The organism is Chryseobacterium sp., assembly GCF_022869225.1.
GTDB lineage: Bacteria > Bacteroidota > Bacteroidia > Flavobacteriales > Weeksellaceae > Chryseobacterium.
Genome location: NZ_JALIHL010000001.1, coordinates 3,914,318 through 3,941,115, shown reverse-complemented (window position 1 = coordinate 3,941,115; position 26,798 = coordinate 3,914,318). Strand labels below are relative to the sequence as shown.

Here is a 26,798-nt window from a genome sequence, read left to right as displayed (position 1 = left end):
AATGAGCCGGGGTATTTTATTATTGATTTTAAAAATTATTTTACCGGTTTAATAGAAACTGCAAATCCGCCGCTTCTTACCATTTTAAAATTAATTTTAGACTTGCTGGTAATCTCTTTTTTGTAGATGTTATAGCTTTGAGGATTGTCAATATAATCTGCATCTTTTCCATCTTCATAGATCGTTGCTTCATATTTTTTTCCTTTATCCAGGAATGAGAAATCTACGGTATACCCGCGTTTGTTTTCATCCGTAATCCCTCCTACAAACCAGTTTTCAGTACCTTTTGCTTTTCTGGCTGTGATGATATAATCTCCAGGTTCGGCTGATAAGATTTTAGTATCATCCCAATCTGCAGCCACATCTTTGATAAACTGGAAGGCATCCATATGCTTTTTGTAGTTTTCAGGCAGGTCAGCGGCCATCTGAAGCGGCATATACATCGTTACATACAATGCCAGCTGCTTAGCTAACGTAGTTTTTACAAAGCGGTTATCTCCAGGGAAATAATAGTCTAATTTCGTCTGGAAAATCCCCGGTGTATAATCCATTGAGCCTCCCATCCATCTTGTAAACGGAAGAACGGTCTGATGGTCAGGCTTGTTGCCTCCAAATGCCTCATATTCCGTACCACGGGCAGCTTCTGCAGAAATATAGTTTGGATAAGTACGGCTCTCTCCTGTAGGGCGTACAGATTCATGAGAGTTTACCATAATTTTATATTCATTTGCTTTTTCAGCAATTCTATAATAGTGGTTAATCGTCCACTGAGAATAATGGTGTTCTCCTCTAGGAATGATATCTCCTACATATCCTGTTTTTACCGCATCATACCCATATTTATTCATCGTTTGGAACGCTTTATCAGCCCATCTCTCATAATTCGTTGCAGAACCTGAGGTTTCATGGTGCATGATCAGCTTGATCCCTTTGGAATGCGCATATTCATTCAACATTTTGATATCAAAATCCGGGTAAGGGGTAATGAAATCGAAAACAAATTCTTTAGAGTGCCCGAACCAGTCTTCCCAGCCGATATTCCAGCCTTCGATCAATAATCCCTGGAAGCCATTTTCAGCAGCAAAGTCGATATATTCTTTAACTTTTGTATTATTGGCTGCATGCTTTCCATTCGGAGTCAGTTTTGTGAAATCTGTTTTATCTAAATGAACATTTTCCGCTGTAGAGTAAGCCCACTGTGATTTTCCGATAATCATCTCCCACCATACTCCCATGTATTTTGTAGGATGAATGTAAGAAGTATCGGTATATTTTGTAGGTTCGTTAAGGTTAAAGATCATTTTGGAATCCATCACCTGTTCTGCTTTCGGAGCGACAATAATAGTTCTCCAAGGCGTTACCGATGGGGTCTGGATATATCCTTTTGCACCCTGTCTGTCTGCTGTCAAATGTGTTTTGAACCTGAAATTCCGGGCATCCACTTCCAGATGGGAAGCAGGATAATCCAATACTGCAGCTTCAGCAACGTTGATGTATAAAGGCTCCTTTCCTTCTCTTTTAAGCATTAGCGGAGACTGCACTGCATTTTTCACCAAAGCCTGGGATGCATTGGCATCATAAGCCTTCTCCCATTGTGCAGGAATTTCAGAAACTTTTGTTTCCTGATACTGGTATTCCTGAGAGTCATAGTCTGCTACAATCCACCACGCTTTCATGTCGGTAGGAAAATCAATTTCAGAATCTTCTTCTCTGATAACGAAATAATTCAGGTTTTTCTGTTGAGGAAATTCGTATCTGAATCCAAGACCGTCATTGAACAGTCTGAATTTCACCACAATACTTCTATCGGTAGAGGCCTGGTTCAGGGTAAGAGCCAGTTCATTGTAGTGATTGATATAGTTTTTCTTTTCTCCAAGAACCGGCTGCCAGGTTTCATTTTTAGCATCTCTTTTCTCTTGTACCTTTGTGAAACCATTATTCAGATCGAATTTCGCATCTTCCGTTTTCGCGATTTCAGAAGCGAATTTTATGGATGCATCTTTAAATAATCTTAATCCTAATTTAGAGTCTTCAACGACTACCGCACCGTTATATGTAAGGTTATAATAAGGAACTCCTTCTTTAAGCTGGAAGTTCATTTCAAACTTACCATCCGGTGATTTTAAAGATTGTGCTTTTACTCCTACAAACATCATTGAAAGCAAAAGAGCTCCCACAGTAATTTTCTTCATAATGACTATTTATTAACTTAAAAAATAGATAAAGTGCTGGCTCTGGCGCAGCACTTTATCAACTTAATTGGTATGTTTTACAACTTTGTAATGGTTAATTTGTAATATGCTGAATTATGTAAATCCAGCTCTATCTTATAATTTCCTGCTACAGACACTTTATAGCCGGGGTCACCATCTACGGTACCTTCAGCATTTAAATAAGTTTGCACCGGCTTTCCTGAAACCAGGGTTTCATCATCTTTTTTAGGCTGAAATTTCAGTGTCCAGTCATCGTTTGCTCTGAATTTAAACAATCCTGTACTGTTCAGCATAATAGAGTTGATCACAAATGTTTTGGTAGCTGGATTATATACAAAATCTGTATCAGAGTTCCAGCCTGTAGGTGTTGCATCTCCTATGATACCAAAGTTTGCTAACGTTGAAGAATAGGTATTTGCAGCCCAGTCTACCTTGATATAATAGGTTCCGGCTGCCGGTGGTACTATATCAGCTCCATCAGCCTTTAATTTTCCGGTGTTCGTTCCATCATCTCCTTTATTTCCCGGCCAATCCTGATTGATAGCAAATTTGTATTTTCCGTTATCGCCTGAAGCATCTTTAATGAAAATAAATCCTCTGTATTTATCATTTTTTTCAGGAGAGAACAAATTGGGTGAATTTGACGGAGTCCAATTGGCATAACCAGCTGCTCCTGCGTATGCCCCCGGCACGTTGATCTTTGGATATACCAAATCCGGGTTGGGAGTATAAGGAGTTACTTTAAGTGCTATTACATTGGAATAAAAAACCGCTGATCCTACAGATGTTTTCAATCTCGCTTCAATTTCATTCACAACATCCGGCACTGCTCCAATATTGAACATTGCGGCATTCATTGCGGCATGGGTAACAGAACCAGCTGTTACATCATTAGAGAAATCAACAATAGTACTTTTTTTAAAACCATCTCCTTTAATTCCGAATTCTATTTCCTGACTGGGAACAACAGCAATACTAAATGTTGGTTTTGTCCAAGTAAAAGTGATTACGGCATCATTGGCATTGAGTTCATTAAGAATGACGGTACTTTTATCAGCAGATATTTTACCAGCGGATGTTTCATTAATAACCGCCTGTTCTTCATCTTTTTCACAGGAAACCATTAATAATCCGATAAAAGCTACCACTACTATTTTGAATAGATTTTTCATTTTTAAAATATTTAAAAGTTAGTAACCAGGATTCTGGATCAGATTAGGATTGGCGATAATATCTTTATTGGGAATAGGGAAAAGATCTCTATAGCTTTCTACAGCTTTTCCATCTTTAATATTTCCTTTCCAAGGCCACAAGTAATCTCCTGTAGTATATTTCTTAAAACGAATAAGGTCTGATCTTCTGGTTGTTTCCCAAGACAATTCTCTGGCTCTTTCATCCAAAATAAAATTAAGATTTATTGAAGCCACGTTACCGCTTGTGTTACCATATGCCCGTTGTCTCAATTGGTTAATATAACCTATTGCCGTAGCCTGATTACCACCGCTTCCACCTCTGAGAACAGCTTCAGCATACATCAGATAGATATCAGCCAAACGATATAAAGGAATATCAGCTTCTACCCAGTTGTCATGAGCACCGACAGAACCATTGCTTTTGATATTTTTAAACTTTATAAAAGCATAACCATCTGTAAATGATCCCAAGTCATTAATTTCTAAATTCTGTCCTGAAGTAAAGAACCTTCCTCTTTTGTCACTTCCATTAGCAGGAAATAAGCCTACAAATGATTTTGTAGTTCTTAAACCACTCCATCCTCCATTCACTCCAAAGTCAGCAGCCTTCATTTCTCCACCTATTGCAGCATGTACCAGATACGTGGTTCCACCATTGGTCTGCGTATTGATCCCGTCAAAATTTACACTTAGGATCTGCTCCGGATTATTGATATTATTATCTGCAAGGAACAGATCATCATACTTCGGTTTTAAAGAATAGCCTGCTGCGATTACTTTATTACAATAAGTAATACAATCTGTATTTCTCTGCGTTCCTGTATATACTTCAGCATTTAAATATAATCTTGCCAATAGCGACCAGGCCGCAGCTTTATCTGCTCTTCCATACTCATTGGTTTTAGGCTCCTTTAATTGATCTACCACAGCAATCAGTTCAGATTCTATAAAATTAAATAATGATTTCCTGTCTATTCTCTTTGGCGGATTTGCAGATCCGGGCAGATAGGATTCATCTACAAAAGGAACATTTCCAAACATATCTATGGCATGGTAATAAGACTGCGCTCTTAGAAAACGGGCTTCAGCTCTCATTAATTTTGCTTGATTAAGGTTTTCACCGGTGATATTATTGGCTGCTAATTTTTCGTCTGTGACATTTCTAAGAAACTCATTACAAAAAGCAATTTCTGTATACACTCTGTAATACATAGCTGCAATAAATTCATTGGATGAATCCCAAGTCATTTTATGGAGCGTGTGAAGGTTTCCGTCATTCCAGCCTATCACTGCTTCATCGGTAGTGATTACGTTCAGAGTGTATAGCAGCCTTGTATACTGTGAAAAACCTCCGTTAATCCCATTAATATCACTGTCAGGCTGGTCGCCGTCTCCACTTACCTGTCCTCCCATTGCAAGACCTCCATAAAGTTTTGCTAAAATATTTTTATAGTTAGAAAAATCTTTATAGATACTTGCTGAAGTAACGTCTGTTATAGGCTCTCTTTCAAGATCTTTCACACATGACGCTGTGGTCAGTAGAAATGCAGCAGAAAGAGGCAGTACTATATTTTTAAGTTTGATCTTATTTAGTTTCATCGTAATTATTATTTAAAATTGAAAATTAAAGCCTAAAGAATATATTCTAGGCATTTGATAATATCCGTTGTCTATTCCGCCAAAAACTTCAGGGTCTACGCCTGTATATTTAGTGATTACAAAAACATTTTGTGCCATACCGTATATTTTCAGATTACTTCCTTTAGAGAAAACTTCACCGAAATTATAGCCAATATTGATATTATCCAATCTTAAGAACGATGCATTTTCGATATAAACATCTGATTTATACTGCGGTACAGAAAATTTATATTCCGGTGCGGTAGAGAATACATTTTGCAGATATTCGTTTGTAGATGCAGACTGTAATGAGCTGTTGGAGGCCATATTGTTATATACGTAATTTCCTAATACAGCTCTGGCGCTGAGGGCAAAGTCCCAATTTTTATGAGATACTTTCGTTGAGAAACCTAAAATAGCATCCGGAGTGGTCGATTTGTAATAATACATATCTTTTGGAGTGATCACACCATCTCCGTTTCTGTCAACAAAAGCTCCGTCTACAGGTTTTCCGTTATTATCATATACCTGCTGGTACACCCAGAATGAGTTTGGAGCATATCCCACAACATGCGCCTGGATTTTATTTCCGGAACCTCCTTCAATACCACCAACTTCCATATTGAATGATTCATCGGCTCTGTCCTTTAATTTCGTCACAATGGGTTTGTAGTGGGTAGCATTAAAACTCAGCTCCCAGGTCGTTTTTTCATTTTTAATAGGAATCAAGGTGATACTTCCTTCAATACCTTCATTCTTCATATCACCCACATTCTGCCAACTGGCATTACTAAGCCCTCCAGCTGGTTCATCGGCATATACCAATAAATCTTTAGTATCTTTTCTGAAAAGATCGATGGACCCGGTAATCCTATTACTCATAAAACCAAAATCCAACCCTATATTTTTTGTTGTTGTGGTTTCCCAAGTAAGATTTGGATTATAATTAGCAGGTCTGAACATAAAATAATATTCGTTTCCAAACTGGTAGCTGGCTCCAGGGTAACTTGGATTATATGCGGCGAAAGCTGGGTAATTATTCGGCTTATTTCCATTGAGGGCCGGCAGCTCCTGCTGTCCTGTTTTTCCCCATCCTGCTCTCAATTTCAAAGTACTGATTGCCGAAATGTTTTTGATGAAGCTTTCCTCATTAAGCTTCCAAGCTAAAGAAACTCCAGGAAAGACTCCCCATACGTTATCTCTTGTGCTGTTAAAAAATCTTGAAGAACCGTCTTTACGTACTGATCCTGATATAATATACCTATTGGCTACCGTAAAAATAGCTCTTCCATAAAATGATATCAATGTATTTCGGGTTTCAAAATTCAAATCCGGGGGCAGCGTTGTTCCATTTCCTCTGTAGGTCACAGCTCCGGGAATGATGGTATGAAAATCCTGATAAGCATATCCGGCGGTGATGTCTACTCCCGTATTGATAGGAGCTATATTTTTAACATAATTAAAATAGGTTTCCAAAAGTTTGTTTTTCTTCTCCATCGAATAGAGGTTCGAACTTCCTTTATCACCGTAACCAGGTCTGTAAATGGCATCTTTAGTTTTGTGCCCTTCACTTTTTGTATAATCATATCCGGCATTCACATTGAAGTGAAGGTCAGGAAGAAAGTGAAATTTATAATCTAACTGAATATTTCCCAGTCCTCTTGTTACTGATGATATATCACGAATGCCGTCAATCATTCCAAGCGGATTTGAATTGGCATTTACATTATATCCGGTTGCAGACCCTGCATCCAGCCACTCATAATACCCTCCATACTTGGAATTTCCCGAATACACAGGCTGTGTAGGGTCAAAATAGGTAGCTGCCTTGATGACCCCTCCATCCACAAATCTATTATCTGTAAAAGTTCCTTTCGCATTTACATTCACTGACAAATGACTGTCAAAGAATTTAGGATTTAAGTTCAAACCTACTGAGGTTCTTCGGAACGAATTTGATCTTACAATACCGTTCTGCTCATTATAGCCTAACGATAAACGGTAAGGCAACCCTTTGATTCCTCCTGAAAGAGCCACATTATTGTCTGTTCCCCATGCAGTCTGGTAAATCAGATCCTGCCAGTTGGTATCGGCATTTCCAAGTTTTGTTTTGTAATTTGCAGGTGCATAATTATTAACAAAATCCCTGAACTCCTGTGCATTCAGTACGTCTACATTACCCATTTTGGTAGATAATGAAGTCACGGTAGAAAAATTCACCTTAAACTTTCCGGAACTTCCTTTCTTGGTAGTAATCAAAATAACCCCATTGGAGGCTCTGTTACCATAGATTGCTGTTGCCGAAGCATCTTTCAGGATATCGAATGTTTCAATGTCATTAGGATTTATTAATGATAAAGGATCTGAAACCCCATTTACTCCTACAAAATCCTGAGGAACTCCATCAATGACAATAAGCGGCGAGTTCTCTCCACTCAAAGATGATGTTCCCCTGATCCGGATCTTTGTTCCGGATCCCGGAGCTCCGCTGTTATTGGTAATCTGAACCCCCGGTGTTTTCCCCTGGATCAGCTGTCCGGCAGAAGTGGCTCCTCCGTTGAAGTCTTTTGCCGTTACAGAAGTGATAGAACCTGTAAGGTCAGACTTCTTCTGTTTTCCATACCCGATCAATACCACCTCTTCAATCTTCTTCTCCTTAGTGATAGAGTCCTTTGTCTGCGCATGCATTACTGTACTGGCCAATAAAAAGGCGGGCGCAATTTTTAATACCGTTGTAAAATTCTTCACAATCTTATTTTTATATAGTTTCGTTTTTGTTCATTTTGGCTTGCAGCCAGATATGCAATTTATAAAAAAATAGAATTATCATAAAATTAATATAATTTAAGATAAAATTATGTATATTACGATACTTATATGAATTAAATAACTGTATATTAGTGTTTTACATAATACTATGCTAAACATAATACAAGCATTACTTTAACATAAAGTTAAACGATGGTTTAACTTTAATTCATATTCATCCTCCTGAAAAGAGCCTGTTGATCATAATAACTCCACAAAGAGCGGTATTCAGCAGATAATCCTTATCTTTGCAGTCAAAACTTTACTATAAATGTCAAACAGAAAGATGATTACGGCAGCTTTGCCTTATGCAAACGGACCGGTTCATATAGGACATTTGGCAGGTGTTTATATTCCTGCGGATGTTTACGCAAGATTTCAGAGAAGATCAGGAAAAGATGTAGCGTTTATCTGTGGTTCGGATGAGCATGGAATTCCTATTACCATAAGAGCTAAAAAGGAAGGGGTTACCCCACAGGATATCGTTGACAAATATCACGAGATCATCAAGAAGTCCTTTTCTGATCTGGGAATCTCTTTTGATGAATATTCAAGAACAACTTCAAAGAAGCATTATGAAACCAGCCAGGATTTCTTCAAGGTTCTGTATGAAAAAGGGAAATTTACTGAAGAGGTTTCTGAGCAGTATTTTGATGAGCAGGCCGGAGAATTCCTTGCCGACCGTTATATTGTAGGAACCTGCCCAAACTGTGGCAACGAAAATGCTTACGGTGACCAGTGCGAGAAATGCGGCTCTACCCTGTCTCCTTCAGAGCTGATCAACCCAAAATCCATGCTGAGCGGAAATGTTCCTATCCTTAAAGAAACCAAAAACTGGTACCTTCCTCTTAATGAATACGAAGATTTCTTAAACGAATGGATTATTGAAGGTCATAAAGATGACTGGAAGCCTAATGTATACGGACAGGTTAAATCATGGTTGAATGATGGTCTGAAGCCACGCGCCATGACCAGGGACCTTAACTGGGGAGTTCCCGTTCCGCTGCCGGACGCGGAAGGAAAAGTTCTTTACGTATGGTTTGATGCTCCCATCGGGTATATTTCATTCACGAAAGAATGGGCCGAGAAGAATGGAAAAGACTGGAAGGATTACTGGCAAAGCGAAAACAGTGATCTGGTACACTTTATCGGAAAAGATAATATTGTATTCCACTGTATTATTTTCCCTTCGATGATGAAAGCTCACGGAGATTACATTATGCCAGCCAATGTTCCGGCCTTCGAATTCCTGAACCTTGAAAACGATAAGATCTCCACATCAAGAAACTGGGCCGTATGGGCACATGAATATGTAGAAGATTTCCCTGGTCAGCAGGATGTGTTAAGATATGCACTTCTTTCCTCAGCTCCGGAAACTAAGGACAATAATTTTACATGGAAAGATTTCCAGACAAAAAACAATTCTGAATTGGTCGGAATTTTCGGAAACTTCATCAACAGAGTAGCTGTTCTTATCCATAAATATTATGACGGGGTTGTTCCACAGGGCGACATCAACAGTCCAGAATTGCAGGAAATAAGCAAAGCTGCAAAAGAAATTTCAGGATTCCTTGAAAATTATGAATTCAGAAATGCTTTATCTGCATTGATGAACCTTGCCCGTTTTGGAAACCAGTATCTTCAGACAGAAGAACCTTGGAAAACAATTAAGGATAATCCGGAAAAAGCAGCCCAATCTTTATTCGTCGGTGCTCAGATTGCTGTTGCATTAGCTCAGCTGTGTGAACCATTTATGCCGTTCAGCTCTGACAAACTATTGAATATGTTCCATGTTGAAAAGAAAACATGGAATGATGTTGAAACCAAAACTGTTTTAATTGAAACAGGCCATAAAATCAATGAAGCCTCTCTTCTATTCTCAAAAATTGAAGACCAGGTAATTGAAGCTCAGATTGAAAAGCTGGAACAGACAAAACAAAACAATAAAAAAACAAACCTTAACGCAAAACCTATGAAAGACGAGATCACTTTTGATGATTTTACTAAGATAGACCTGAGAACAGCGACCATTTTAGAAGCTGAAAAAGTAGAAAAAGCAGACAAATTACTAAAACTTACCGTTGATACCGGTGTAGATGTAAGAACTGTAGTTTCAGGAATTGCAGAAAGCTTTAGTCCGGAAGAAGTAGTGGGCAAGCAGGTGATGATTTTATTGAATCTTGCTCCCAGAAAAATCAGAGGAATTGAATCTCAGGGAATGTTGTTATTAACGACTAAACCAGACGGAAAATTATCTTTCGTTACACCTGACGACAGCAATGTTGAGAACGGTATTGAGATCGGATAATTAAAATCCTCATAAAGATAATAGGCTGTTTCACAAGAAGCAGCCTTTCTTTTGGTCAATAGAAATATATTAAGGAAACTTGACAGCTTAGACCAGAGAACTGATTAGGAGCTGATTCCCGCTCTCCACTTTTACTCCTCGCGCCAGCCTTCTCCAATGCTTAAACCCTTTCACTCTCCAACTCATGCTGTGGGGTAACCGTTTCTATCGGGGCTAGGTAGAAGTACAAAAAAGTCATTATGGTGTACAGAATGACAATATAGGGTAATTGATAAGATTGCTTCGCTTTCAGCCCGCAATGACTGGTGTAAATTATTTCTTAGTCAGTTTGGCTAAATAAGAATCTTCATCCTTCAGCACCCTTTCTATTTTAAATCCATTATTTTCAGCAGCATTTTTAAGGGTATTGAAATCAAGATACAGCCATGTAATCGGCTTTTCGGATTCCCCTTTGTAATGAACAACATACTCCAGCTCTCCATAATACCCTCCGGCAGGAATATAAACTCCGCCGTCTTCATCACGGTCAAACATATAGAGAATATCCGTACTGTCGATCAGGATTTGTCCGCCTTCATTCAAAAGACTCTGTAATTTCTGAAGATAGGTATCTATTTTTGCCAGGCTTTCAAAGATTCCGGTCCCATTCATCAATAATAAGACAGTATCGAAAGTTTCTCCCGAAAAATCAAGGATATTTTCACAAACCGCCTTTTTGATTCCTCTCAGTTTGCAAACTTCGATAGATTTTGGTGAAATATCCAGAGCCATTACCTCAAGATTTCTTTCATTTTGGAGATACAGCGCATGGGAACCCGCTCCTGCTCCTATATCCAGAACTTTTCCGCCGGATAGCTTCAGTGCTTTCTGCTCAATGGCATTCATCTCTTCAAAATCTCTGAATAAATAATCTACAGGAAGTTCATCCAGTTCAGAAATCGACGTTTCAGTCTGCAGGTCTTCCGGGTTTTCATCATGAAAATAATCCCAGATCGCTCTGCCCATTAAATCTTTCATAACTGCAAAGATACGGCTTCAGGGTGCAAAGTTCAAAGCTTTGAGTTCAATGTTTAAAGTGAGGAGGGGAAGGTTGCTGGTTGTTGGTTTATATAGTCTTAATCTCCTGTGATTCATTTTCTGCCACTCCGGCTTTCCAGTAAGAATAAGCATAGAGTTCCTGTGCGGTCCAGTTTTTTTCTTTCCGAAGGTAGGTACGGATCTCTTTCACACTTGAAAACTCGCAGGCAACATATCCAAATCTACTTCCTTCGGGAATTTCAACACTTTTAACAGCTGCTGCCAGTTCACTGCCTATATGGGGCTGGGCATTATGAAGCCATTTAAACTCAATATCTGCTTGGGTAGCCAGGATCTGTTCATCTTCTTTTCCATGAACTTCAATAATACAAACTCCTTTTGCAGTCTCAGGAAGCGTCTCCAGAATAGCACTTAAAACAGGAATCGCGGTAGCATCCCCCACCAATAAATACCATTCCGCTGCAGGATACAGCTCTTTACCATCCAGGCGCATCATGACTCCCAATTTGGAACCTGCCTCCGCATTTCTCACCCAACTTGAAGCCGGGCCGCCATCTCCGTGGTCTACAAAATCAATGATCAGTTCATTCTTCTCCAGATCAATTCCCCGGTGTGTATAAGTCCTGATAGCCGGAGCCACATCTTTGGCCGGGTAGACCCACTGATGGTTTTCATCCAGGATCGGGAAATGAATTTCATTGAGGCCCGCCGGTGGAACGGCAATTTTGTTATTGTCTCCTACCACAGTATTTTGAAACTGGTGCACTTCAGGAGAATACAGATAAACCCTGATGAAATGATCTGTGATGTATTCTTTTCTCGTTACTTCGGCAACAATCTGCCCTGTTGGAATTTTCGCCATAACTGATTTTTTTTAAGTTAATATCCGGCCTCCCATCTGGATCGGAAGCCGGATTTGTAAAAGGTATGATTCAGATTAAGGCAGTACCTACCTTAACCTTATTTTTTTAAAACTCAAAAGTATAAGACAGATTGAATGTTCTTCCTCTTCCTTTGTAGTTAAATAATTCCGGAAGTCCGTAAGAAGAATATAAAACCTGGGAACGCTTGCTCCATAGGGTTTGATAGTCGGTATTAAACAGGTTCTGGATTCCTACATTGAATCTTCCCCAGTTGAACCGGTAGCCTATCATCAGATCTGAAGTATTATAGCCTTCAACCACATTGTTAAGCTCGTCCTTCAACTTGAAATTCTGTAAAGACTGGAATCTGAATGACCAGCTTTTGATAGTATACCCGATATACGTGACCAATTTTGAAGGGGAAGCATTATAGATTTCCTGTTTCTGCCAATCGCCTTTATGGTCTACCTCAGATTTGATCAAAAGCCCGCTGGCACCGAAATAAACGCCATTGTTTAGTGCATAGGAAACCTCTGCTTCAATACCCATATTCCTTAGCTTCAAATCGTTGACCAGGATCTGAAAAGTCTTTTTATCTACCGTAACACTTTTGTCTGAGTTACTTAAAAAACCGGCAATCTGCGCTCTTAACCCTCCTTTATTGACACGGTATCCCACTTCATACTGATTGGTCTTGATCGCCTGTAATGGCTGGTCTTTCACATTGATACTGGATATCACATCCCAGTTGGTTCCGTTGAGCTTATAAGTACCAATTCCGTAGAATTTCGCCGGGTCAGCCAAGCTTGCTCCCTGAGAAAAAGTTCCCCAAACCTGGTGCTGTTCATTGAATTTATATAACAATCCTGCATTAGCAAGGGTTACATTATAGGAACTCTGGCCTCCCGGAATGGCAGATGCAGATTTTCCATTGCCCATGGCCACCTGAGTTTGCTGTTCAGACCCTACAAAATCATCCATTTTAACGGTGATATTCTGGTAACGAACTCCTGCATTGATCTGAAGTTTCGGAAGAATATTGTATTTTGCCTGAACATATCCTGCATAGCTCTGTGAGTGATTCGTAGGATATCTCCCCAAGCTGTATTTTGTTTCACTGATTAAACCGCCGCTGGACATTGTTTTAGCAATATCATAAACAGACTGGTTTCCCTCAAACTTCTCAAAGTCAATATCTGCTCCATAGGTTACGTTCAGTCCTCGCCATGATTTTGACAACAGGGCTTTTATTCCTGAATAGTATGTATCCTGCTGTGAAGATGACATATACGCTGTTTTTCCGGTCTGCAACGTTATATTTCCAGGAAATGGATAAAATCCTAGCTTCTCCCCACGGGTTGCCAGCTGTACATACAGATCCTGGCCTCCCAAGATACCGTTTCCGGTATAGGTTACCGTTCCCATATAACGCTCTGTACCTACGTTTTTATCAGACGAAAAACCATCTCTCATTTCCAGCAGAGAAGCATTTTTCTGAGTGAAGGCACTTAAATTTTCACCTAAAAACAAGCTCCGGTCTCCATTAAATTTAGAATTATAATACTGAAGGGAAGCTGTAATTTTATGTTTGTTGTTAAACTGGTATCCTCCTGTTGCCAGGATATCAATAGACTGGTTATACTGAAGATCGGTTTGGGTAATATCTGTAAAGAGCTGCTTCTGATCTGCCCCATACACACCTCCATTCTGCTGGTAAGCAATGCCCAGTCTTCCAAAGAATTTCTCACCTTTTCCTGCAATAGACTGTGCCGCACGGAAATCATGATCATCTTTCCCCATAAAACCGGTGCGTACTCCCAATTCGGTTTCTCCACTGATGCCTTTTTTAGAAGGTATTTTCGTAATGATATTAATGATCCCCCCTGTTGCATTTCCCCCATAAATAGAGCTGGCTCCTGAAAGCACTTCAATTCTCTCAATATTGAACGGATCAATGGCATCTAACTGACGGCTGATCGCCCGGATACTGTTCAATGAAACCCCGTCAATCATGACCAGGGCAGAGCGCCCTCTCGTATTCTGCCCGTAGTTCGTTCTTCCCTGCGGGCCGATATCCATACTCGGAATTAAAATGGAAAGCATTTCTTTGATAGGAACTCCATTTTTGGCCTGTTCCTGAATTTTTTCTTTCTGTACTACCCAAACGGTTCCGGGAATTTCAGAGATTTTGGTAGGTTTTCTGGAGGCTACGATCACCACATCATCAATACCTTTAGAGGTTATAGAATCCTTAGCGGTCTGGGAAAATAGTAATCCCGAAGCTAACAGACCTATAAATGCATACTGCTTTTTCATTCTTTCTACTCAAAGTTTTATAATCCCGCAAATATAATTTTTATTGCTTCTAAATAAAAATAACTCAATGTGAAATTTTTCATGATTTTTTACAATTAAATACGTTTATTTATTGATCATATTCATAAAAGCGTAAAATCCCGGCCTATATAAGGTCCGGGATTTTACTAAATGAAAAACAAGGTATTTTTAGCCCGCAGGTCCGGCTGCGTCTTTGATCTCTTCTAATAATTGTTTACGTTCACGGAGTCTTCTTCTTGCAATCACAGATTTACCTCCAAGAACCCTCACAAATCTGAAATATTGGAAACGTTTTGCTCCGAAATGATGGGTGATGACATAGAATAATATTCCAAAACCAACCAGAATAATATATCCGAATATTTTTTTGCTGGCAATAATAATGGCATTCAGCTGAATAGCTTTCATAGTAGCGGCTGCATTTTGAGGAGTTACCGTCATTCCGTCCATATACACCGCAAGATCCCCCACCGCCACAATCTGAAACCGATACTGAAACCATGAGTACAGGGTTGAAAAGATACCGACTGCCAGAAAAGTTCTCCAAACCAATACCAGTCCTATTGCAGCCAGCATTTCATCCATTTCAAGTTTATCCAAAGTATAAAACCATACGGAAATAAATAAGGAACACATTCCGTAGCCCTTTAAAAACATAGGCAGATACCAGTTGTCATAACTGAACTCCAATACCATGGAAAAATACATAATGATCGCATATCCCACCATCCCTGCAAACCCTGAGAAAATGTACATTTTTAATGGTTTTTCCTTTTTAAACCAGAAGACGGCAATGACTCCGGCGACTAAAATTCCGGGAACCATCATCATACTGAGTCCGGCATTGGTCAGTTGATCATATCCCAACACTCCTACCGCAAAAGTATTCTGAATACTTGCCGTCCCCAGGAACATTCCCAGCCAGAACAACATAAACAGACCGTTCTGAACGTTATTTTTGGTAAATATATTAAATGAAAGATAAGGCCGTTTTAAAGTGAGCTGTCGGATACTAAGCAGGGCAAAGCTTACAAAAGCCGCGATACTTGCATTTATAATATTCTTCGAATTCAGCCAATCCTGCTGCTTGCCAAAAGAATACACATAGGCCGAAAACATAAAGGTAGATATGAACAGGAGAATACTCAGCCAGTCGATATAATGAAGCGGTACTTTCAGCGCAAAGTACTTATTGTGCATGAAAATCCAGTGAATAAGCGCCAGTATAAAGCACAGCACGGCTGTCAGTAGGTAAAACTGCTGCCAGTTATAAAGGAGGGCAAACTTTGCTGAATAATAAACCGCCACCTGGTTCATAATCAATACAAAGGTATAAAATACCCCATAGAACATTCCGCGGTTTCCGATCATTACCATAAGAGGCAGGAATAGTTCTATCGTTACCATCATTTTCATGAAACCGATAAGCAGAGAGGTAAATACAAAGATCATCGGCTGCAAGGTAGTGGCATTCACATAGCTCAGCAGCCCCAGAAGAACCAGGAGCATCACCATTTTATCCCTTACTTTGAACCTCATCTTCATTCTGAGAACGACCGGCATACATGCTCCCATTCCAATGGTGGTCGCATAGTTGGCCCACATAAAATATTCTGTCAACGCTCCGGTGCCACTCACCAAATAGCTGATATTTCCCGTATATACGCCACCCAGAGGCATGACTACGGCAAGCAGCAATACGATCAGCAGCAGCTGTACAGGTTTGGGTACCCAGTCGTTATATAGTCCTTTGTTGTACATTTTTTTAGATAATAGATTTCAGATATCAGATAACAGACTTTTTTAAACTCATCTTCAGTATTTCATTCAACATAGGGTCTGACATCTGACATCTCATATCTTTTAAGTCTTAATTAATATTCACATTCATATTCATTCCGGCACTCAGTTTATCCAAGTTTTCTTTTTTATTGGCAGCTGTAAACTCTATTCTTACAGGAATTCTCTGCTGTACTTTGATAAAATTTCCGGTAGAATTATCTGTCGGCACACTTGAATATCTTGATCCGGTAGCTGCAGAAACGGCTGTTACCACCCCTTCAAATTTCTGTCCGCCTAATGCATCTGCTGTCATTGTCATTTTCTCTCCTACCTTGATATGAGGCATCTGGCTTTCCAGGAAATTGGCTGTTACCCATTTCTGGCCGTTCAATACGATGGTAGCCACCTGCTGACCCGGTTGTATCAGCTGGCCTTCAGAGATTGTCCTTCTTCCCATCACCCCGTCATAAGGAGCAGTGATTACGGTATACGAAAGGTTGATCCTGGCCATATCCAATGCAGATTTTGTTCTTTTGATCTCCGCATCGTTGATTCCCAATTTGCTTTTCACTTCAGTGGTGGAAAGGTTTGCTGACTGCTTTTGGTTGACTAATGTTTCATAAGCTGCTTTTTGAGCATCATATTCTGTTTTTACCTGGTCATACTGCTGCCTTGTCACAGCTTCAGCTGACAAGAGGTTTTTATATCGGTTTAAATTCTGTTCAGCATTCCAAAGTCTTGCCTTCGCACCGGCAATATTGGATTCCATAACATTGATATTATTGGAAACCGTATTCACAGAAGAGCTTGTTGCCGTTTTCTGAGCCATTGCATTCTGATAAGCCGCCTCAGCCTGCCCCAGCTGGGTTAGAATCTCACGGTTATCAAGAACCACCAATGTATCTCCTTTTTTCACCTTTTGGTGTTCAATAAATTTGATCTCTTTAATATAAGCTGAAACCCTGGTATTGATCGGATTGATAAATTCTTCAACCTGTGCCGCTTCCGTATAGGTTTTATTCCCAATATGGAAATATTCCCGTATCAACCAGAACAAACCAAATCCGATCACCAGGAAAACGATGATATTGGAAATAATGGCTCTGATTTTATTTTTCTTATTCTGCTTTTTTTTCCCTTCTCCGCTTGTTCTTGCCGGAGATTGAGTTGTATTTTGAGTAGTTTGTTCCTTGTTTTCCATTGTCTTGATTTTCAGTTTTAAGATTAAAGCGTTCCGGTAGATTTCAACAGATTATAATATTGATACAGGACATTGATCTCTGCGTTGGCATAATCAAGCTCCGACTGCAGTTTCTGGTTCTGCGCATCAATCATTTCTGCCTGCACGGCCAATTGGTTCAGATATTTGGCTTCTGTGATCTTATAGTTTTCTTCAGCCAGTCTTTTGGAATCATTCAGGATGTCTGCCTGCTGGATAGCTTCCTGGTATTTGGTATACGCAGCATTCACTCCCATATCTACATTTTGCTGTACCAGAGTCATGGCATCACCTGCCTGGTTCTTTTGCAGTTCACCCAGTTTTACTTTTTCTTTTGTCTTATACAGCGTGTCTATATTATAACTGAGGGAAACGCCGGTCTGCCATCCTCCTGAATACATATCCAAAACAGGATTCCTTGTCGTAACCGGTCTTTGTAAGGTATATCCTCCAAATCCGGCCACCGTCGGCATATTATCCGTTTTTATAATTTCGATATTCTTATCAGCGATATCCCTGTTTTTCATTGCTGATCTCAACATGGGATTACTGTCATGAGCAAGGTTCATATAATAGTCCATTCCGATACCTGATTCTTTATTTTCCAAGCTTTCAGTAGGAACTATTTCAGTGTCAGAAGAGAGACCTAAAGCAATATTTAAATTATAATTAAGGATTTTTTTATTATTTGAAAGGGTCAGAATTCCCTGATCCAGGTTTTTAATAGCAAGTTCGCCACGAATCACCTCATTTCTGGTTACCATACCCTGCTGGTAGAACTTCTGGATATTTTTAAGACGCTCCTGAGCCAGTTTTCTGTTGTTTTGAAATACTTCCTCCTGGTTTATGATTTTGTATATATCCAGATAATTGGAGATGACCAGGAATTTCACATCCTGTTTGTTCTTTTCCAGATCAAGCTCCGAAAGCTGTTCACGAAGCCCAGCCATTTCAATCGACTTATTGACCAATCCTCCTTTGAAGATCAGCTGTGTTGCCTGCACGGCATAAGAGCTTCCATAATGAGGCATCGGAATTTTTGTAGAGTTTGAAAAGTCCTTATCAACAGCTACTGCATCACCCAGGTAGAACTGGCTTGTAGAAGCCGTAATGGCAGGCAGTTTCTGAAGTTTTACAACATTCGTATTCTGTTTAGCGATGTCAATATTCTGAGCAGAGACTTTTAACTGCTGATGATGTTGGACTGCCATTTCAGCAACCTCACCTGCGGTCATCTGTTTAATTTGTTGCGAAAAAAACAGCGCAGGAAAAGCTGCTATCAATAATGATAGTGCTGTTTTTATTTTCTTTGTCATTGTACCTTGTTTTACAGATGCAAAGTTAGGACAACAACAAAATCAATCAAATGTTTGATACTTGGAAAAAGATGTTCAAATGTAAGATTTTAGTTTTCAAACTGATGTCTATACTGGGTAGGACTTACTTCCAGATGCTTTTTAAAAAAGTGGGAAAATGAGTACTGATCACTGAATCCAAGGATAGAAGAAACCTCTGAAACCGGTTTATTAGAAGAGTTTAAAAGCACTTTTGCTTCATTGATTACAATGACCGCAATGATTTGACTGGCGGACTTTCCCGTGATAGACTTTACCACCGATGAAAGATGTCTGGTTGTAATCGATTGTCGTTCCGCATAAAACTCTACGGTTCTTTCCGTAAGATGATACTCTGCAAGATCGGTAAGAAAAACGAAAACAATCTCTTCCTGCCTGGACATGTGGTTCATAGAACTGTTATCTTCCTTGGAGATGATTCCCGCCATCTGATAGCAGAAAACAGAGAAAAGATGTTCCACCATTTCCTTTTTATACAGCATTTCCGTTTCAGAATCAAGAATATATTTCAAAAAATTAACACTTTTCCAGACCACTTCCATTTCACTCTCCGGAAAAGGAACTCCCTTATTCATCTGTTGCCTGAAATAACGGTAAGTAATCAAACGGTTAAATTTCAATGACAGGGCTGAAATAAATTCCCTTTTATAGGAAACCATCCTGGACTGGAAGTCGTCACTCACTGCCACCACTTCGTAAATGGTCTGAGGGTCAGTGACCATAAACATATTAGCGGTAAGCTCAAGGTCATTGAAATGCTGTCTAAGCTTTATGGTTCCTGATTTAATAAAAATAAATGCAGGATTATCGGGACGGAATGGTTTATCGACAGCAATTCTCTCGAAAATATTACGTTGCGTAAAAATTTCAACTCCGAACTTTTCTAAGGCAGACATAACACAAATGTAAGCAATCTTACCAGTGATTACAAAATTTTATTATTTTAGCATTTACCAAATTCACTATGACTATGAGAAAGGTTGATTTATTATTTGCGGAGTATAGCAAGAGCCATAGAAATGCAACCAACAAATTTATCCACTGGATCTGTGTACCGTTGATTTTCTGGACTATTCTGGGCTTTATAGCCCTGATTCCGGCGCCCCATTTCTGCAGTTCCTATTTTGGCTGCATCAGTATTGTCAGCCTGATCACTGTACTGCTTATCACCCTATTTTATCTGCGACTTTCCTTACTCATCAGCGGTATCATGATCTTTATGATGCTTATTATGGAGCATTTTATTTACCTCACCAATATTCATTTTGGAAAACAGTCATGGATGATTTACCTCGCTGTTTTTATCATTACATGGATTTTCCAGTTTATAGGGCATAAAATTGAGGGGAAAAGGCCTTCTTTTCTTAAGGACCTCCAGTTTTTACTGGTAGGCCCCATCTGGCTCTTAAGCTTTATTCTCAAAAAAACAGGGATCAGATATTAATCTTCCAGCGCATAGACCGCAAAACTTGCCAGCCAGTGATCGCCTCCATAATTTCCCTGAAATAACAAAGGCAGTCCATTCGTTAAGAATACATTGGCTGTTTTCCGGAAATCTTTTTTCAATGGGTGGTGATCCGGAAGTGCTTTCGCAATCCCTTTCATACACCATGCTTTTGAAAAAGACAATCCAACCAGGTGAACTGTCTGATAATCGCTAAGATCACTTACAACAGGTATTTTTTCTACATTTTCAAGACTTCTCTTTTCATAGAAACGGCTCAGCCACTGTACAAATTCTTTCTGAGGAAGTACCCTCCGCATCAGGTCTGCGATCTCAAGGCTTGGTGAGAAGAAGTCTGAACCGTCCGGTTCTAAATAAGCGGGTGTTTTCTGTTCTTTTAAGAAAAAGTACTGAGCCTTCTCTATCAGCTGATGTTCAAATTCTTTATCTTTATTGGCCCTTGCCCAGTCTATGGCAAAAGACATGGCAAAAGCAGTATTGGGATGCACTCCCGTTCTGTTCGGATAGGTCTGTTTAGGAAGATAAGTTTTCCAGGATCTCAGGATCTGATCGGTTAAAGGTTTCAGATTTTGGTGCCATATTCTGGCTTTTGGGTGATCCCAGGCGGTCAGTTCTTCATCCAGTTTTAATATCCATGCCCAGCCGTATGTTCTTTCAAAAGTTCCCGTCAGCTGATATTTTGTAAAATAGTCGGCTTCTGCCTGTAATTTATCTTTTTGAAAGGATTCATCGAGGATTTTTTCAATGTCTTTTGCATTGGATAAGTTGGGTTTTGTTTTCAGCAGCCGGGTAAGCATCCAATGTCCATGAACAGAGCTGTGCCAGTCAAAACATCCGTAAAAAGCAGGATGAAGGTCTTTCGGAGTCAAAGGAACTTCTCCGGCATTATTAATGATATGGGCTGTTTTATTAGGATATTCCTGATTGATACAATGAAGCGGCTTATCTGATAATTTCATCGCCATGTCGTCCGTAAGTTTCGGAACTTCCTGGGCATAGATGAGAAATGGCGAGAATGCAAATGCTAAAAGACTTTTTTTCATGTATTAAAAGTAAAAATAATTCAAACTCCGTACAACTTTTGTGGGAATTAAAGCATCATTTATAACATACACAGCGTTATTTTTTAAACCGTAAACAATTCAAGCATACTTTTTGATCATATTCACCAAAAACTATTCATGAAAAATCTATTATTACCATTATTCTGTATTATTCTGATAAACTGCAGCAAATCCGGTACAGATAAGCAGCCACTCAATGCCGATCTGATGGAAGTCCATGAGGATAAAGCCATTTCTAATACACTTCCTTCTCCTCCACCTGCTGAAGTTCAAAAAATATCAGCCAAGACCTCCCATGAGCCTAAAAAAACGGATACGATCTCAAGAAAAATTATCAAAAACGGAGAGATGAGAATCCAGGTAGGAGATATCAGAAAAGCACACAATCAGGTCAACGGTATTGTAAAGAAAAACAATGCCTATATCCAAAAGGAGCAATTTCAAAATACAGATACGGATGATAACCTGAATCTCACAATCCGTGTTCCTCATAAGAGTTTTGAAGCGCTTGTTAATTCATTTTCAGATGGTATCGGCTCTATTCTTTCCAAAAACATTTCATCCAATGACGTTACTGAAGAATATACGGATATTTCGATAAAACTAGCCAACAAGAAAATTTATCTGGAAAAGTATCGTGATATGCTTAAAAACGCTGCTACCACGAAAGATATATTGGAAATACAGGAGAATATCCGGGAATTAGAAGATGAAATTGATATAGCGGAAGGAAGGCTTCGTTTTATTGATGACCGGGTGAATTACAGCACGTTAGAATTGAGCTTATATAAAGAAAAAGTAAGAAGCTCAGCTACGTCTAAAATAGGTTTTGGAAGCCGGTTCATAGATTCTTTAACGGAAGGATGGAACAGTTTTGTAAGCTTTTTCCTTGGAGTAATTTCTCTATGGCCCTTCTTTTTGTTGGTTCCCTTTATTGTTTTCCTTTGGAGAAAATGGAAGACACGGGAAAAGAAGTAAACCCGGATAACCCAGTCTGTAATTAAATCATACTTGAAATCCTAAAAATCCGGACACTTTTGATGTCCGGATTTTTACTGCATTATCACAATTTAAACATTAAAATGATCTTTAACCGTTTCCAAAACCTGTTCATCAGGCATCTTCTGTGACGTTCCCAGCGTTATCTTCAGATCCCTGAACTGAGCCGTATCATGAAGAAAATGTTTCAGTTCTTCCTGGGCAACTCCCGGTCCGGTTATGTAGACTTCCTGGGTATTGGTCAATAAATGTTCAACTTCTTTAAAAAACTTATTCCTATTCGTAATTTCAGCATTATTAGCTGCGTTTTCACTGGAATTTCCATACTGTATTTCTGCCTTTACGGGCTTGCAGAGAAAAAATTCAGAAACGTTTTGAGCATCATGATTTTTCACGACAACCGCTTTTTCTGTATCAATCCATATTCCTGCTAATTTTTTATCAGACATGATTTATTTTTTTAAGGTTATGCCGGTTAAAAAACAAGAATGATGCAAAGGGAACGTTAAGGGCTGTTAAATATTTTGGTTAAAAATATAAATATTATTATCAGTTAAAGCTGAATATTAAATATTACAAATCCCTTAATACCTGAAATTTTCAAACAGTAAGGGATCTATAAATAGATAAGGGTATTTAAATTGAGATGGCTCCGCTTTGCTTGCAATGACAGTCTGCAAAACACTTATCATTTATCCAGTACCTATTGGCTCCCGGATGTCATATTATTTTCCAAGCACGAATACTGCAGGAATCTTATGGAGTTCCGGCTTTTGCTTTTGCCAGTCTTTTATTGTTTTTGTTTTAATAAATTCATGCTCAGGATCATTGATATTGGCAGCAATACACAGCTTTGTATTCGGAGCTAAGAATTTCGTTAAGTCTTCCAACAGCTGATTGTTACGATAAGGTGTTTCCATAAAAATCTGGGAATAGCCGGTTTTCTGTACTAGGCTTTCCAGCTGCTGGATCTGCTTTTTCTTTTCTCCCTTATCAATGGGAAGGTACCCGTGGAAGGTAAATTCCTGTCCATTAAAACCACTGGAAATCAAAGCCAGAATAATAGAGGAAGGTCCTGAAACCGGGATAACTCTGATATTCTTCTCATGACACCATTTTACAATCAGATTCCCCGGATCTGCTATACAAGGCAGCCCGGCTTCTGAAAGCAGTCCAAAATCCTGCCCTTTCAGCATCAGATCCTGTGCCTCTTTAACATCAGCATTCTCGGTATATTTATCCAACAGAAAAAGTTTCAGGTCCGCCTGTTTCTTCTCCGGAGCAAAAAACTTAACGACCTTTCTTGCCGTTTTTTCATTTTCCACAAAGAAATAATCCGTCTGCATGATATAATCCTTTACAACAGGTGAAAAATGAGTAACAGGTGTATTTTCTGATAAATAAGCTGGGAGTAAAAAAAGCATTGTATTATTTTTTAGTTCTTTCGTTTAATGTAGGTTGGGGAAAATATTGGGTAAGATCCATAGAAAAGCTGACAGAAGTTATTTTCCAGGCTCCGTTGACCTTCATCAGAGTCCAGATTTCTTTTCCCCAGTTTTCCATTTTACCGTCATACCAAAAACTGTAGTCAAAATTGGCAGAGGCAATGGACCCGTCTTCAATTATTTTGATATTGTCAAATTTTTCTTCAGATTTATCATCTTTGAAATTTCGGATAAAGTCTTTGTAATCATCTGTAAAATAAGAGTTCGCCGCAGGACTTTTTTCGAGCCGCTTTGCCTGGCTTCTTTCTGTATAAATTCCGGTCCAAAGGACAGGCTCCTGAAACAGCGATAAAAATTGAGCTTCATTCCTGGTTGTAATACATCTCATAAAATCGTCCATTACTTTACGGATCTCTATTTCATCCTTTGTTTGGGCAAAGGAAAAACTAAAACTAACTAATAGTAACAGCCACAGCTTTTTCATGATGACTGAAGTATTTGTTTTCTAATGGCATCACAGCCCTTATCCAGCAGTTGAAAAACCTCTTCAAAGTCTTTCATATCACCCCAATACGGATCCGGAACTTCTGCATTTTTATAATCTCCTGCCGGCTCTAAAAACAAGGATACTTTCCGGCGTTCAGCTTCATTTTTAGCTTGGGACACTACCTCTTCATAAACATCAATGTCCATACAGTAAATCTTATCAAAATTTTCAAAATCAGCTTTGGTGATAGGTCTTGACCGTTGTCTGGAAATGTCAATGCCATGGCCAGAGGCAGTTTTTACAGCTCTTTTGTCAGGATGCTCTCCTTCATGCATGGAAATGGTTCCTGCAGAGTCTACCAGAAAATTTTCAGGAACTTTTGATTTCATAATCCCTTCTGCTAAAGGGCTTCTGCATATATTCCCTAAACACACCATCAATATTTTCATATTCTTTTTTTGAAATATTAGAGATTTCTTTACCTTAACAAAACTAAATAAAAAATGAAGAATAAAAGCTATTCTTCATTTTCATTATGTCAACTAAACTATTATTTTTACTGTTTGATTCTTTCTGTAAGATCTTTTACGTACTTCTTTACTTCTTTATCAATTTTTGATACATCTTTAATGGTATCGCAAGCATACATTACCGTAGAGTGATCTTTACCTCCCATTTCTTCACCAATCTTGCTGAATGTGGAATTGGTAAATTCTTTTGAGAAATACATTGCCAGCTGTCTTGGAAGGGCGATTTCTCTTTTCCTTGTCTTTGATAGCAGCTGTTCTTTTTTGATTCCAAAATAGTCGCATACCACTTCCTGAATATAAGGAATATTGATAATCTTCTTTTGGTTGGCAGCAATTCTGTTAATGGTTTCTTTTAAAAGTTCTAAGCTTAGATCTGTTTTATAAATCGTAGAATAAGCAATTACAGAGTTGATAATACCGATAAGCTCTCTTACATTTGTTTTAGCTTCTGATGCAAGGAACTCAAGCATATCATCAGGAAGAACGATTCCGTCGCGGCTTAGTTTATTCTCAATAATTTTTTTACGGGTGTTTAGATCCGGAGATTTAATTTCTGCAGAAAGTCCCCATTTGAAGCGGGAAACAATCCTGTCCTGAATATCCATAATATCTGCCGGAGCTTTATCAGAGGTAAGGATGATCTGCTTACCGTTTTGATGCAGATGATCAAAAATATGGAAGAAGCTGTCCTGAGTAGCTGATTTTCCAGATAAGAACTGGATATCATCGATAATCAGTACGTCCACCATTTGGTAAAAGTTGGCAAATTCTGTCTGCTTGTGTGCTTTAGCCGCAGAAATAAACTGCTGGATAAATTTCTCAGAAGATAAATACAGCACCACCTTGTCCGGGAACTGGTTTTTTACTTCAAGACCTACTGCCTGCCCTAAATGGGTTTTCCCCACTCCATATCCTCCATATAAGAATAATGGGTTAAATGCTGTAGCTCCGGGTCTTTTTGCAATTGATCTTGCTACGGTAGCCGCAAATTTGTTGCTCTCTCCTTCTACATAATTATCAAACGAGAAATCCGCCTTCAGGTTGGAATCAATGTTCACCTTTTTAATTCCGGGAACTACAAAAGGGTTTACAATATTGGAAGAAAATCCTTGCGGCATTGTTTCCTGAACTTTTGGAGTAGGAACACTTTTGCCTTTCATATTCATAGTAACAGGTTTTTCCAGACCGCTTGGTCTGTTTTCCATTACAGAATACCATAATTTCACTCCTTTACCAATATTTTTTTCAGGGCTGCTGAAAGAAGTGACAAATAATTATCTTCTATATATTCTTTATAGAAATCACTGGGAACAATTAATGTAAGGTTGTTATCAACCAAGGAAAGTGGCTGTACTTTATCAAATAACAGGTCGAAAGATTTTTCAAGCTTTTTCAAATCAGAATCATCCTCAGCAGCGTTTAAATTATCACGCATGAACTGAAGACACCTCTGCCATATCATCATTAAATTTTCGTCCATATTTGGGCCCCTGATTAATTGTTTGTTAGTAATGTTTTTTAGAAGGAGGACAAAGGTCCAATTTTTTCTTTTTAAAAAAATATTGCGGGTATTGATTATTTAAAAATATATTTGTATGTATAATTTAGAGTTAAAAATGATACACACAACACACTCAATACGAGTACGTTACGGAGAAACAGATCCTATGAAATATGTATACTATGGCAACTATGCGGAGTACTTTGAAGTAGGAAGAGTGGAGCTCTTAAGAAGCATAGGAATTTCATACGATGAAATTGAAAACCAAGGAATTTGGCTCCCGGTTTCGGAATATAAAATTAAATATATCCGTCCTGCTTTATATGATCAAAAATTAGAGATTCATACATTTATAAAAAAAACTCCGGGCGTAAGAATTGAATTTGAATATGAAATTTACAATGAGGAGCATATTAAAATTACAGAAGCTTCCACTACTTTATTCTTTTTGGATGTAAAAACCGGTAAAATAATCAAATGTCCTGACTTTTTACTGGAGTGTATTGAAGCCAGCTGGGAATCAGAAGAAGGTGAAAGATAATAACTCGCAGGGATCAAGAATGAAACGATC

20 protein-coding genes and 1 pseudogene are annotated in these 26,798 nt (G+C 38.8%); 4 read left to right on the top strand and 17 right to left on the bottom strand.

Going from position 1 to position 26,798, the window contains the following annotated elements; genetic code table 11:
* Positions 1–35: 35 nt before the first annotated feature.
* The 4 genes from MUW56_RS18430 to MUW56_RS18415 all read right to left on the bottom strand — a co-directional run bounded on the left by MUW56_RS18430 (position 36) and on the right by MUW56_RS18415 (position 7,774).
* On the bottom strand, positions 36–2,192 hold the full coding sequence (locus tag MUW56_RS18430) for a glycoside hydrolase family 97 protein (RefSeq protein ID WP_292014558.1): 2,157 nt from the start codon (positions 2,190–2,192) through the stop codon (positions 36–38).
* A gap of 77 nt (positions 2,193–2,269) precedes the next feature.
* The gene (locus MUW56_RS18425; protein WP_292014557.1) at positions 2,270–3,385 is read right to left on the bottom strand and encodes a SusE domain-containing protein; all 1,116 of its coding nucleotides are present in this window, start codon (positions 3,383–3,385) and stop codon (positions 2,270–2,272) included.
* An 18-nt stretch (positions 3,386–3,403) separates the two neighbouring features.
* Positions 3,404–5,005 carry a RagB/SusD family nutrient uptake outer membrane protein gene (locus MUW56_RS18420; RefSeq protein ID WP_292014556.1) on the bottom strand — a complete coding sequence of 534 codons (1,602 nt, stop codon included), beginning with the start codon at positions 5,003–5,005 and terminating at the stop codon, positions 3,404–3,406.
* 12 nt (positions 5,006–5,017) lie between these two features.
* On the bottom strand, positions 5,018–7,774 hold the full coding sequence (locus MUW56_RS18415; RefSeq protein WP_292014555.1) for a SusC/RagA family TonB-linked outer membrane protein: 2,757 nt from the start codon (positions 7,772–7,774) through the stop codon (positions 5,018–5,020).
* A gap of 331 nt (positions 7,775–8,105) precedes the next feature.
* On the opposite strand from MUW56_RS18415, the gene metG reads away from it, so the two are divergent.
* Positions 8,106–10,142, top strand: coding sequence for a methionine--tRNA ligase (metG, locus tag MUW56_RS18410; protein ID WP_292014554.1), 2,037 nt, complete (start codon positions 8,106–8,108; stop codon positions 10,140–10,142).
* Between the two features lie 312 nt (positions 10,143–10,454).
* Here the strand turns inward: metG and MUW56_RS18405 are convergent, their stop codons facing one another.
* From MUW56_RS18405 to MUW56_RS18375, 7 genes are all read right to left on the bottom strand, one after another.
* The gene (locus tag MUW56_RS18405; protein WP_292014553.1) at positions 10,455–11,159 is read right to left on the bottom strand and encodes a bifunctional 2-polyprenyl-6-hydroxyphenol methylase/3-demethylubiquinol 3-O-methyltransferase UbiG; all 705 of its coding nucleotides are present in this window, start codon (positions 11,157–11,159) and stop codon (positions 10,455–10,457) included.
* Positions 11,160–11,247: 88 nt separating this feature from the next.
* Positions 11,248–12,042 carry a siderophore-interacting protein gene (locus tag MUW56_RS18400; protein ID WP_292014552.1) on the bottom strand — a complete coding sequence of 265 codons (795 nt, stop codon included), beginning with the start codon at positions 12,040–12,042 and terminating at the stop codon, positions 11,248–11,250.
* A 106-nt stretch (positions 12,043–12,148) separates the two neighbouring features.
* On the bottom strand, positions 12,149–14,359 hold the full coding sequence (locus MUW56_RS18395) for a TonB-dependent receptor (RefSeq protein WP_292014551.1): 2,211 nt from the start codon (positions 14,357–14,359) through the stop codon (positions 12,149–12,151).
* Between the two features lie 189 nt (positions 14,360–14,548).
* Positions 14,549–16,141, bottom strand: coding sequence for an MFS transporter (locus MUW56_RS18390; RefSeq protein ID WP_292014550.1), 1,593 nt, complete (start codon positions 16,139–16,141; stop codon positions 14,549–14,551).
* A gap of 109 nt (positions 16,142–16,250) precedes the next feature.
* Entirely contained in the window at positions 16,251–17,363 is a 1,113-nt protein-coding gene (locus MUW56_RS18385) for an HlyD family secretion protein (protein WP_292014549.1), read from the bottom strand.
* A gap of 23 nt (positions 17,364–17,386) precedes the next feature.
* Positions 17,387–18,697: a TolC family protein gene (locus tag MUW56_RS18380; RefSeq protein ID WP_292014548.1), complete on the bottom strand. Its 1,311-nt coding sequence runs from the start codon at positions 18,695–18,697 to the stop codon at positions 17,387–17,389.
* Positions 18,698–18,786: 89 nt separating this feature from the next.
* Complete coding sequence (locus tag MUW56_RS18375) at positions 18,787–19,632, bottom strand: AraC family transcriptional regulator (RefSeq protein ID WP_292014547.1); 846 nt, start codon at positions 19,630–19,632, stop codon at positions 18,787–18,789.
* A 74-nt stretch (positions 19,633–19,706) separates the two neighbouring features.
* On the opposite strand from MUW56_RS18375, the gene MUW56_RS18370 reads away from it, so the two are divergent.
* On the top strand, positions 19,707–20,180 hold the full coding sequence (locus tag MUW56_RS18370; protein ID WP_292014546.1) for a DUF962 domain-containing protein: 474 nt from the start codon (positions 19,707–19,709) through the stop codon (positions 20,178–20,180).
* Here MUW56_RS18370 and MUW56_RS18365 read toward each other — a convergent pair.
* Complete coding sequence (locus MUW56_RS18365; RefSeq protein WP_292014545.1) at positions 20,177–21,244, bottom strand: DUF2891 domain-containing protein; 1,068 nt, start codon at positions 21,242–21,244, stop codon at positions 20,177–20,179. The two genes, MUW56_RS18370 and MUW56_RS18365, sit on opposite strands and share 4 nt — an antisense overlap.
* 138 nt (positions 21,245–21,382) lie before the next feature.
* Between MUW56_RS18365 and MUW56_RS18360 the strand changes: the two genes are divergently transcribed.
* On the top strand, positions 21,383–22,243 hold the full coding sequence (locus MUW56_RS18360) for a DUF4349 domain-containing protein (RefSeq protein WP_292014544.1): 861 nt from the start codon (positions 21,383–21,385) through the stop codon (positions 22,241–22,243).
* 92 nt (positions 22,244–22,335) lie between these two features.
* On the opposite strand, the gene MUW56_RS18355 is transcribed toward MUW56_RS18360, so the two are convergent.
* From MUW56_RS18355 to dnaA, 5 genes and pseudogenes are all read right to left on the bottom strand, one after another.
* Positions 22,336–22,713 (bottom strand): hypothetical protein, encoded by a 378-nt coding sequence (locus MUW56_RS18355; RefSeq protein WP_292014543.1) that lies wholly within the window; start codon positions 22,711–22,713, stop codon positions 22,336–22,338.
* Positions 22,714–22,989: 276 nt separating this feature from the next.
* The gene (locus MUW56_RS18350) at positions 22,990–23,688 is read right to left on the bottom strand and encodes an SAM-dependent methyltransferase (RefSeq protein WP_292014542.1); all 699 of its coding nucleotides are present in this window, start codon (positions 23,686–23,688) and stop codon (positions 22,990–22,992) included.
* Between the two features lie 4 nt (positions 23,689–23,692).
* Entirely contained in the window at positions 23,693–24,193 is a 501-nt protein-coding gene (locus MUW56_RS18345; RefSeq protein WP_292014541.1) for a nuclear transport factor 2 family protein, read from the bottom strand.
* Positions 24,190–24,645 carry a low molecular weight protein-tyrosine-phosphatase gene (locus tag MUW56_RS18340; protein WP_292014540.1) on the bottom strand — a complete coding sequence of 152 codons (456 nt, stop codon included), beginning with the start codon at positions 24,643–24,645 and terminating at the stop codon, positions 24,190–24,192. Before MUW56_RS18340 ends, MUW56_RS18345 begins: the two co-directional genes overlap by 4 nt.
* A 107-nt stretch (positions 24,646–24,752) precedes the next feature.
* Positions 24,753–26,206 (bottom strand): annotated as a pseudogene (gene dnaA / locus MUW56_RS18335) (chromosomal replication initiator protein DnaA).
* A 136-nt stretch (positions 26,207–26,342) separates the two neighbouring features.
* Between dnaA and MUW56_RS18330 the strand changes: the two are divergent.
* Positions 26,343–26,768, top strand: a complete 426-nt coding sequence (locus tag MUW56_RS18330) for a thioesterase family protein (RefSeq protein WP_292014539.1) — start codon at positions 26,343–26,345, stop codon at positions 26,766–26,768.
* Positions 26,769–26,798: the final 30 nt, after the last annotated feature.

Excerpts from the sequence above, each read along its gene's own strand:
- MUW56_RS18430 (WP_292014558.1), bottom strand. The coding sequence starts at position 2,192 with ATGAAGAAAATTACTGTGGGAGCTCTTTTGCTTTCAATGATGTTTGTA.
- MUW56_RS18425 (WP_292014557.1), bottom strand. The coding sequence starts at position 3,385 with ATGAAAAATCTATTCAAAATAGTAGTGGTAGCTTTTATCGGATTATTA.
- MUW56_RS18420 (WP_292014556.1), bottom strand. The coding sequence starts at position 5,005 with ATGAAACTAAATAAGATCAAACTTAAAAATATAGTACTGCCTCTTTCT.
- metG (WP_292014554.1), top strand. The coding sequence starts at position 8,106 with ATGTCAAACAGAAAGATGATTACGGCAGCTTTGCCTTATGCAAACGGA.
- MUW56_RS18405 (WP_292014553.1), bottom strand. The coding sequence starts at position 11,159 with ATGAAAGATTTAATGGGCAGAGCGATCTGGGATTATTTTCATGATGAA.
- MUW56_RS18400 (WP_292014552.1), bottom strand. The coding sequence starts at position 12,042 with ATGGCGAAAATTCCAACAGGGCAGATTGTTGCCGAAGTAACGAGAAAA.
- MUW56_RS18395 (WP_292014551.1), bottom strand. The coding sequence starts at position 14,359 with ATGAAAAAGCAGTATGCATTTATAGGTCTGTTAGCTTCGGGATTACTA.
- MUW56_RS18390 (WP_292014550.1), bottom strand. The coding sequence starts at position 16,141 with ATGTACAACAAAGGACTATATAACGACTGGGTACCCAAACCTGTACAG.
- MUW56_RS18385 (WP_292014549.1), bottom strand. The coding sequence starts at position 17,363 with ATGGAAAACAAGGAACAAACTACTCAAAATACAACTCAATCTCCGGCA.
- MUW56_RS18380 (WP_292014548.1), bottom strand. The coding sequence starts at position 18,697 with ATGACAAAGAAAATAAAAACAGCACTATCATTATTGATAGCAGCTTTT.
- MUW56_RS18375 (WP_292014547.1), bottom strand. The coding sequence starts at position 19,632 with ATGTCTGCCTTAGAAAAGTTCGGAGTTGAAATTTTTACGCAACGTAAT.
- MUW56_RS18370 (WP_292014546.1), top strand. The coding sequence starts at position 19,707 with ATGAGAAAGGTTGATTTATTATTTGCGGAGTATAGCAAGAGCCATAGA.
- MUW56_RS18365 (WP_292014545.1), bottom strand. The coding sequence starts at position 21,244 with ATGAAAAAAAGTCTTTTAGCATTTGCATTCTCGCCATTTCTCATCTAT.
- MUW56_RS18360 (WP_292014544.1), top strand. The coding sequence starts at position 21,383 with ATGAAAAATCTATTATTACCATTATTCTGTATTATTCTGATAAACTGC.
- MUW56_RS18355 (WP_292014543.1), bottom strand. The coding sequence starts at position 22,713 with ATGTCTGATAAAAAATTAGCAGGAATATGGATTGATACAGAAAAAGCG.
- MUW56_RS18350 (WP_292014542.1), bottom strand. The coding sequence starts at position 23,688 with ATGCTTTTTTTACTCCCAGCTTATTTATCAGAAAATACACCTGTTACT.
- MUW56_RS18345 (WP_292014541.1), bottom strand. The coding sequence starts at position 24,193 with ATGAAAAAGCTGTGGCTGTTACTATTAGTTAGTTTTAGTTTTTCCTTT.
- MUW56_RS18340 (WP_292014540.1), bottom strand. The coding sequence starts at position 24,645 with ATGAAAATATTGATGGTGTGTTTAGGGAATATATGCAGAAGCCCTTTA.
- MUW56_RS18330 (WP_292014539.1), top strand. The coding sequence starts at position 26,343 with ATGATACACACAACACACTCAATACGAGTACGTTACGGAGAAACAGAT.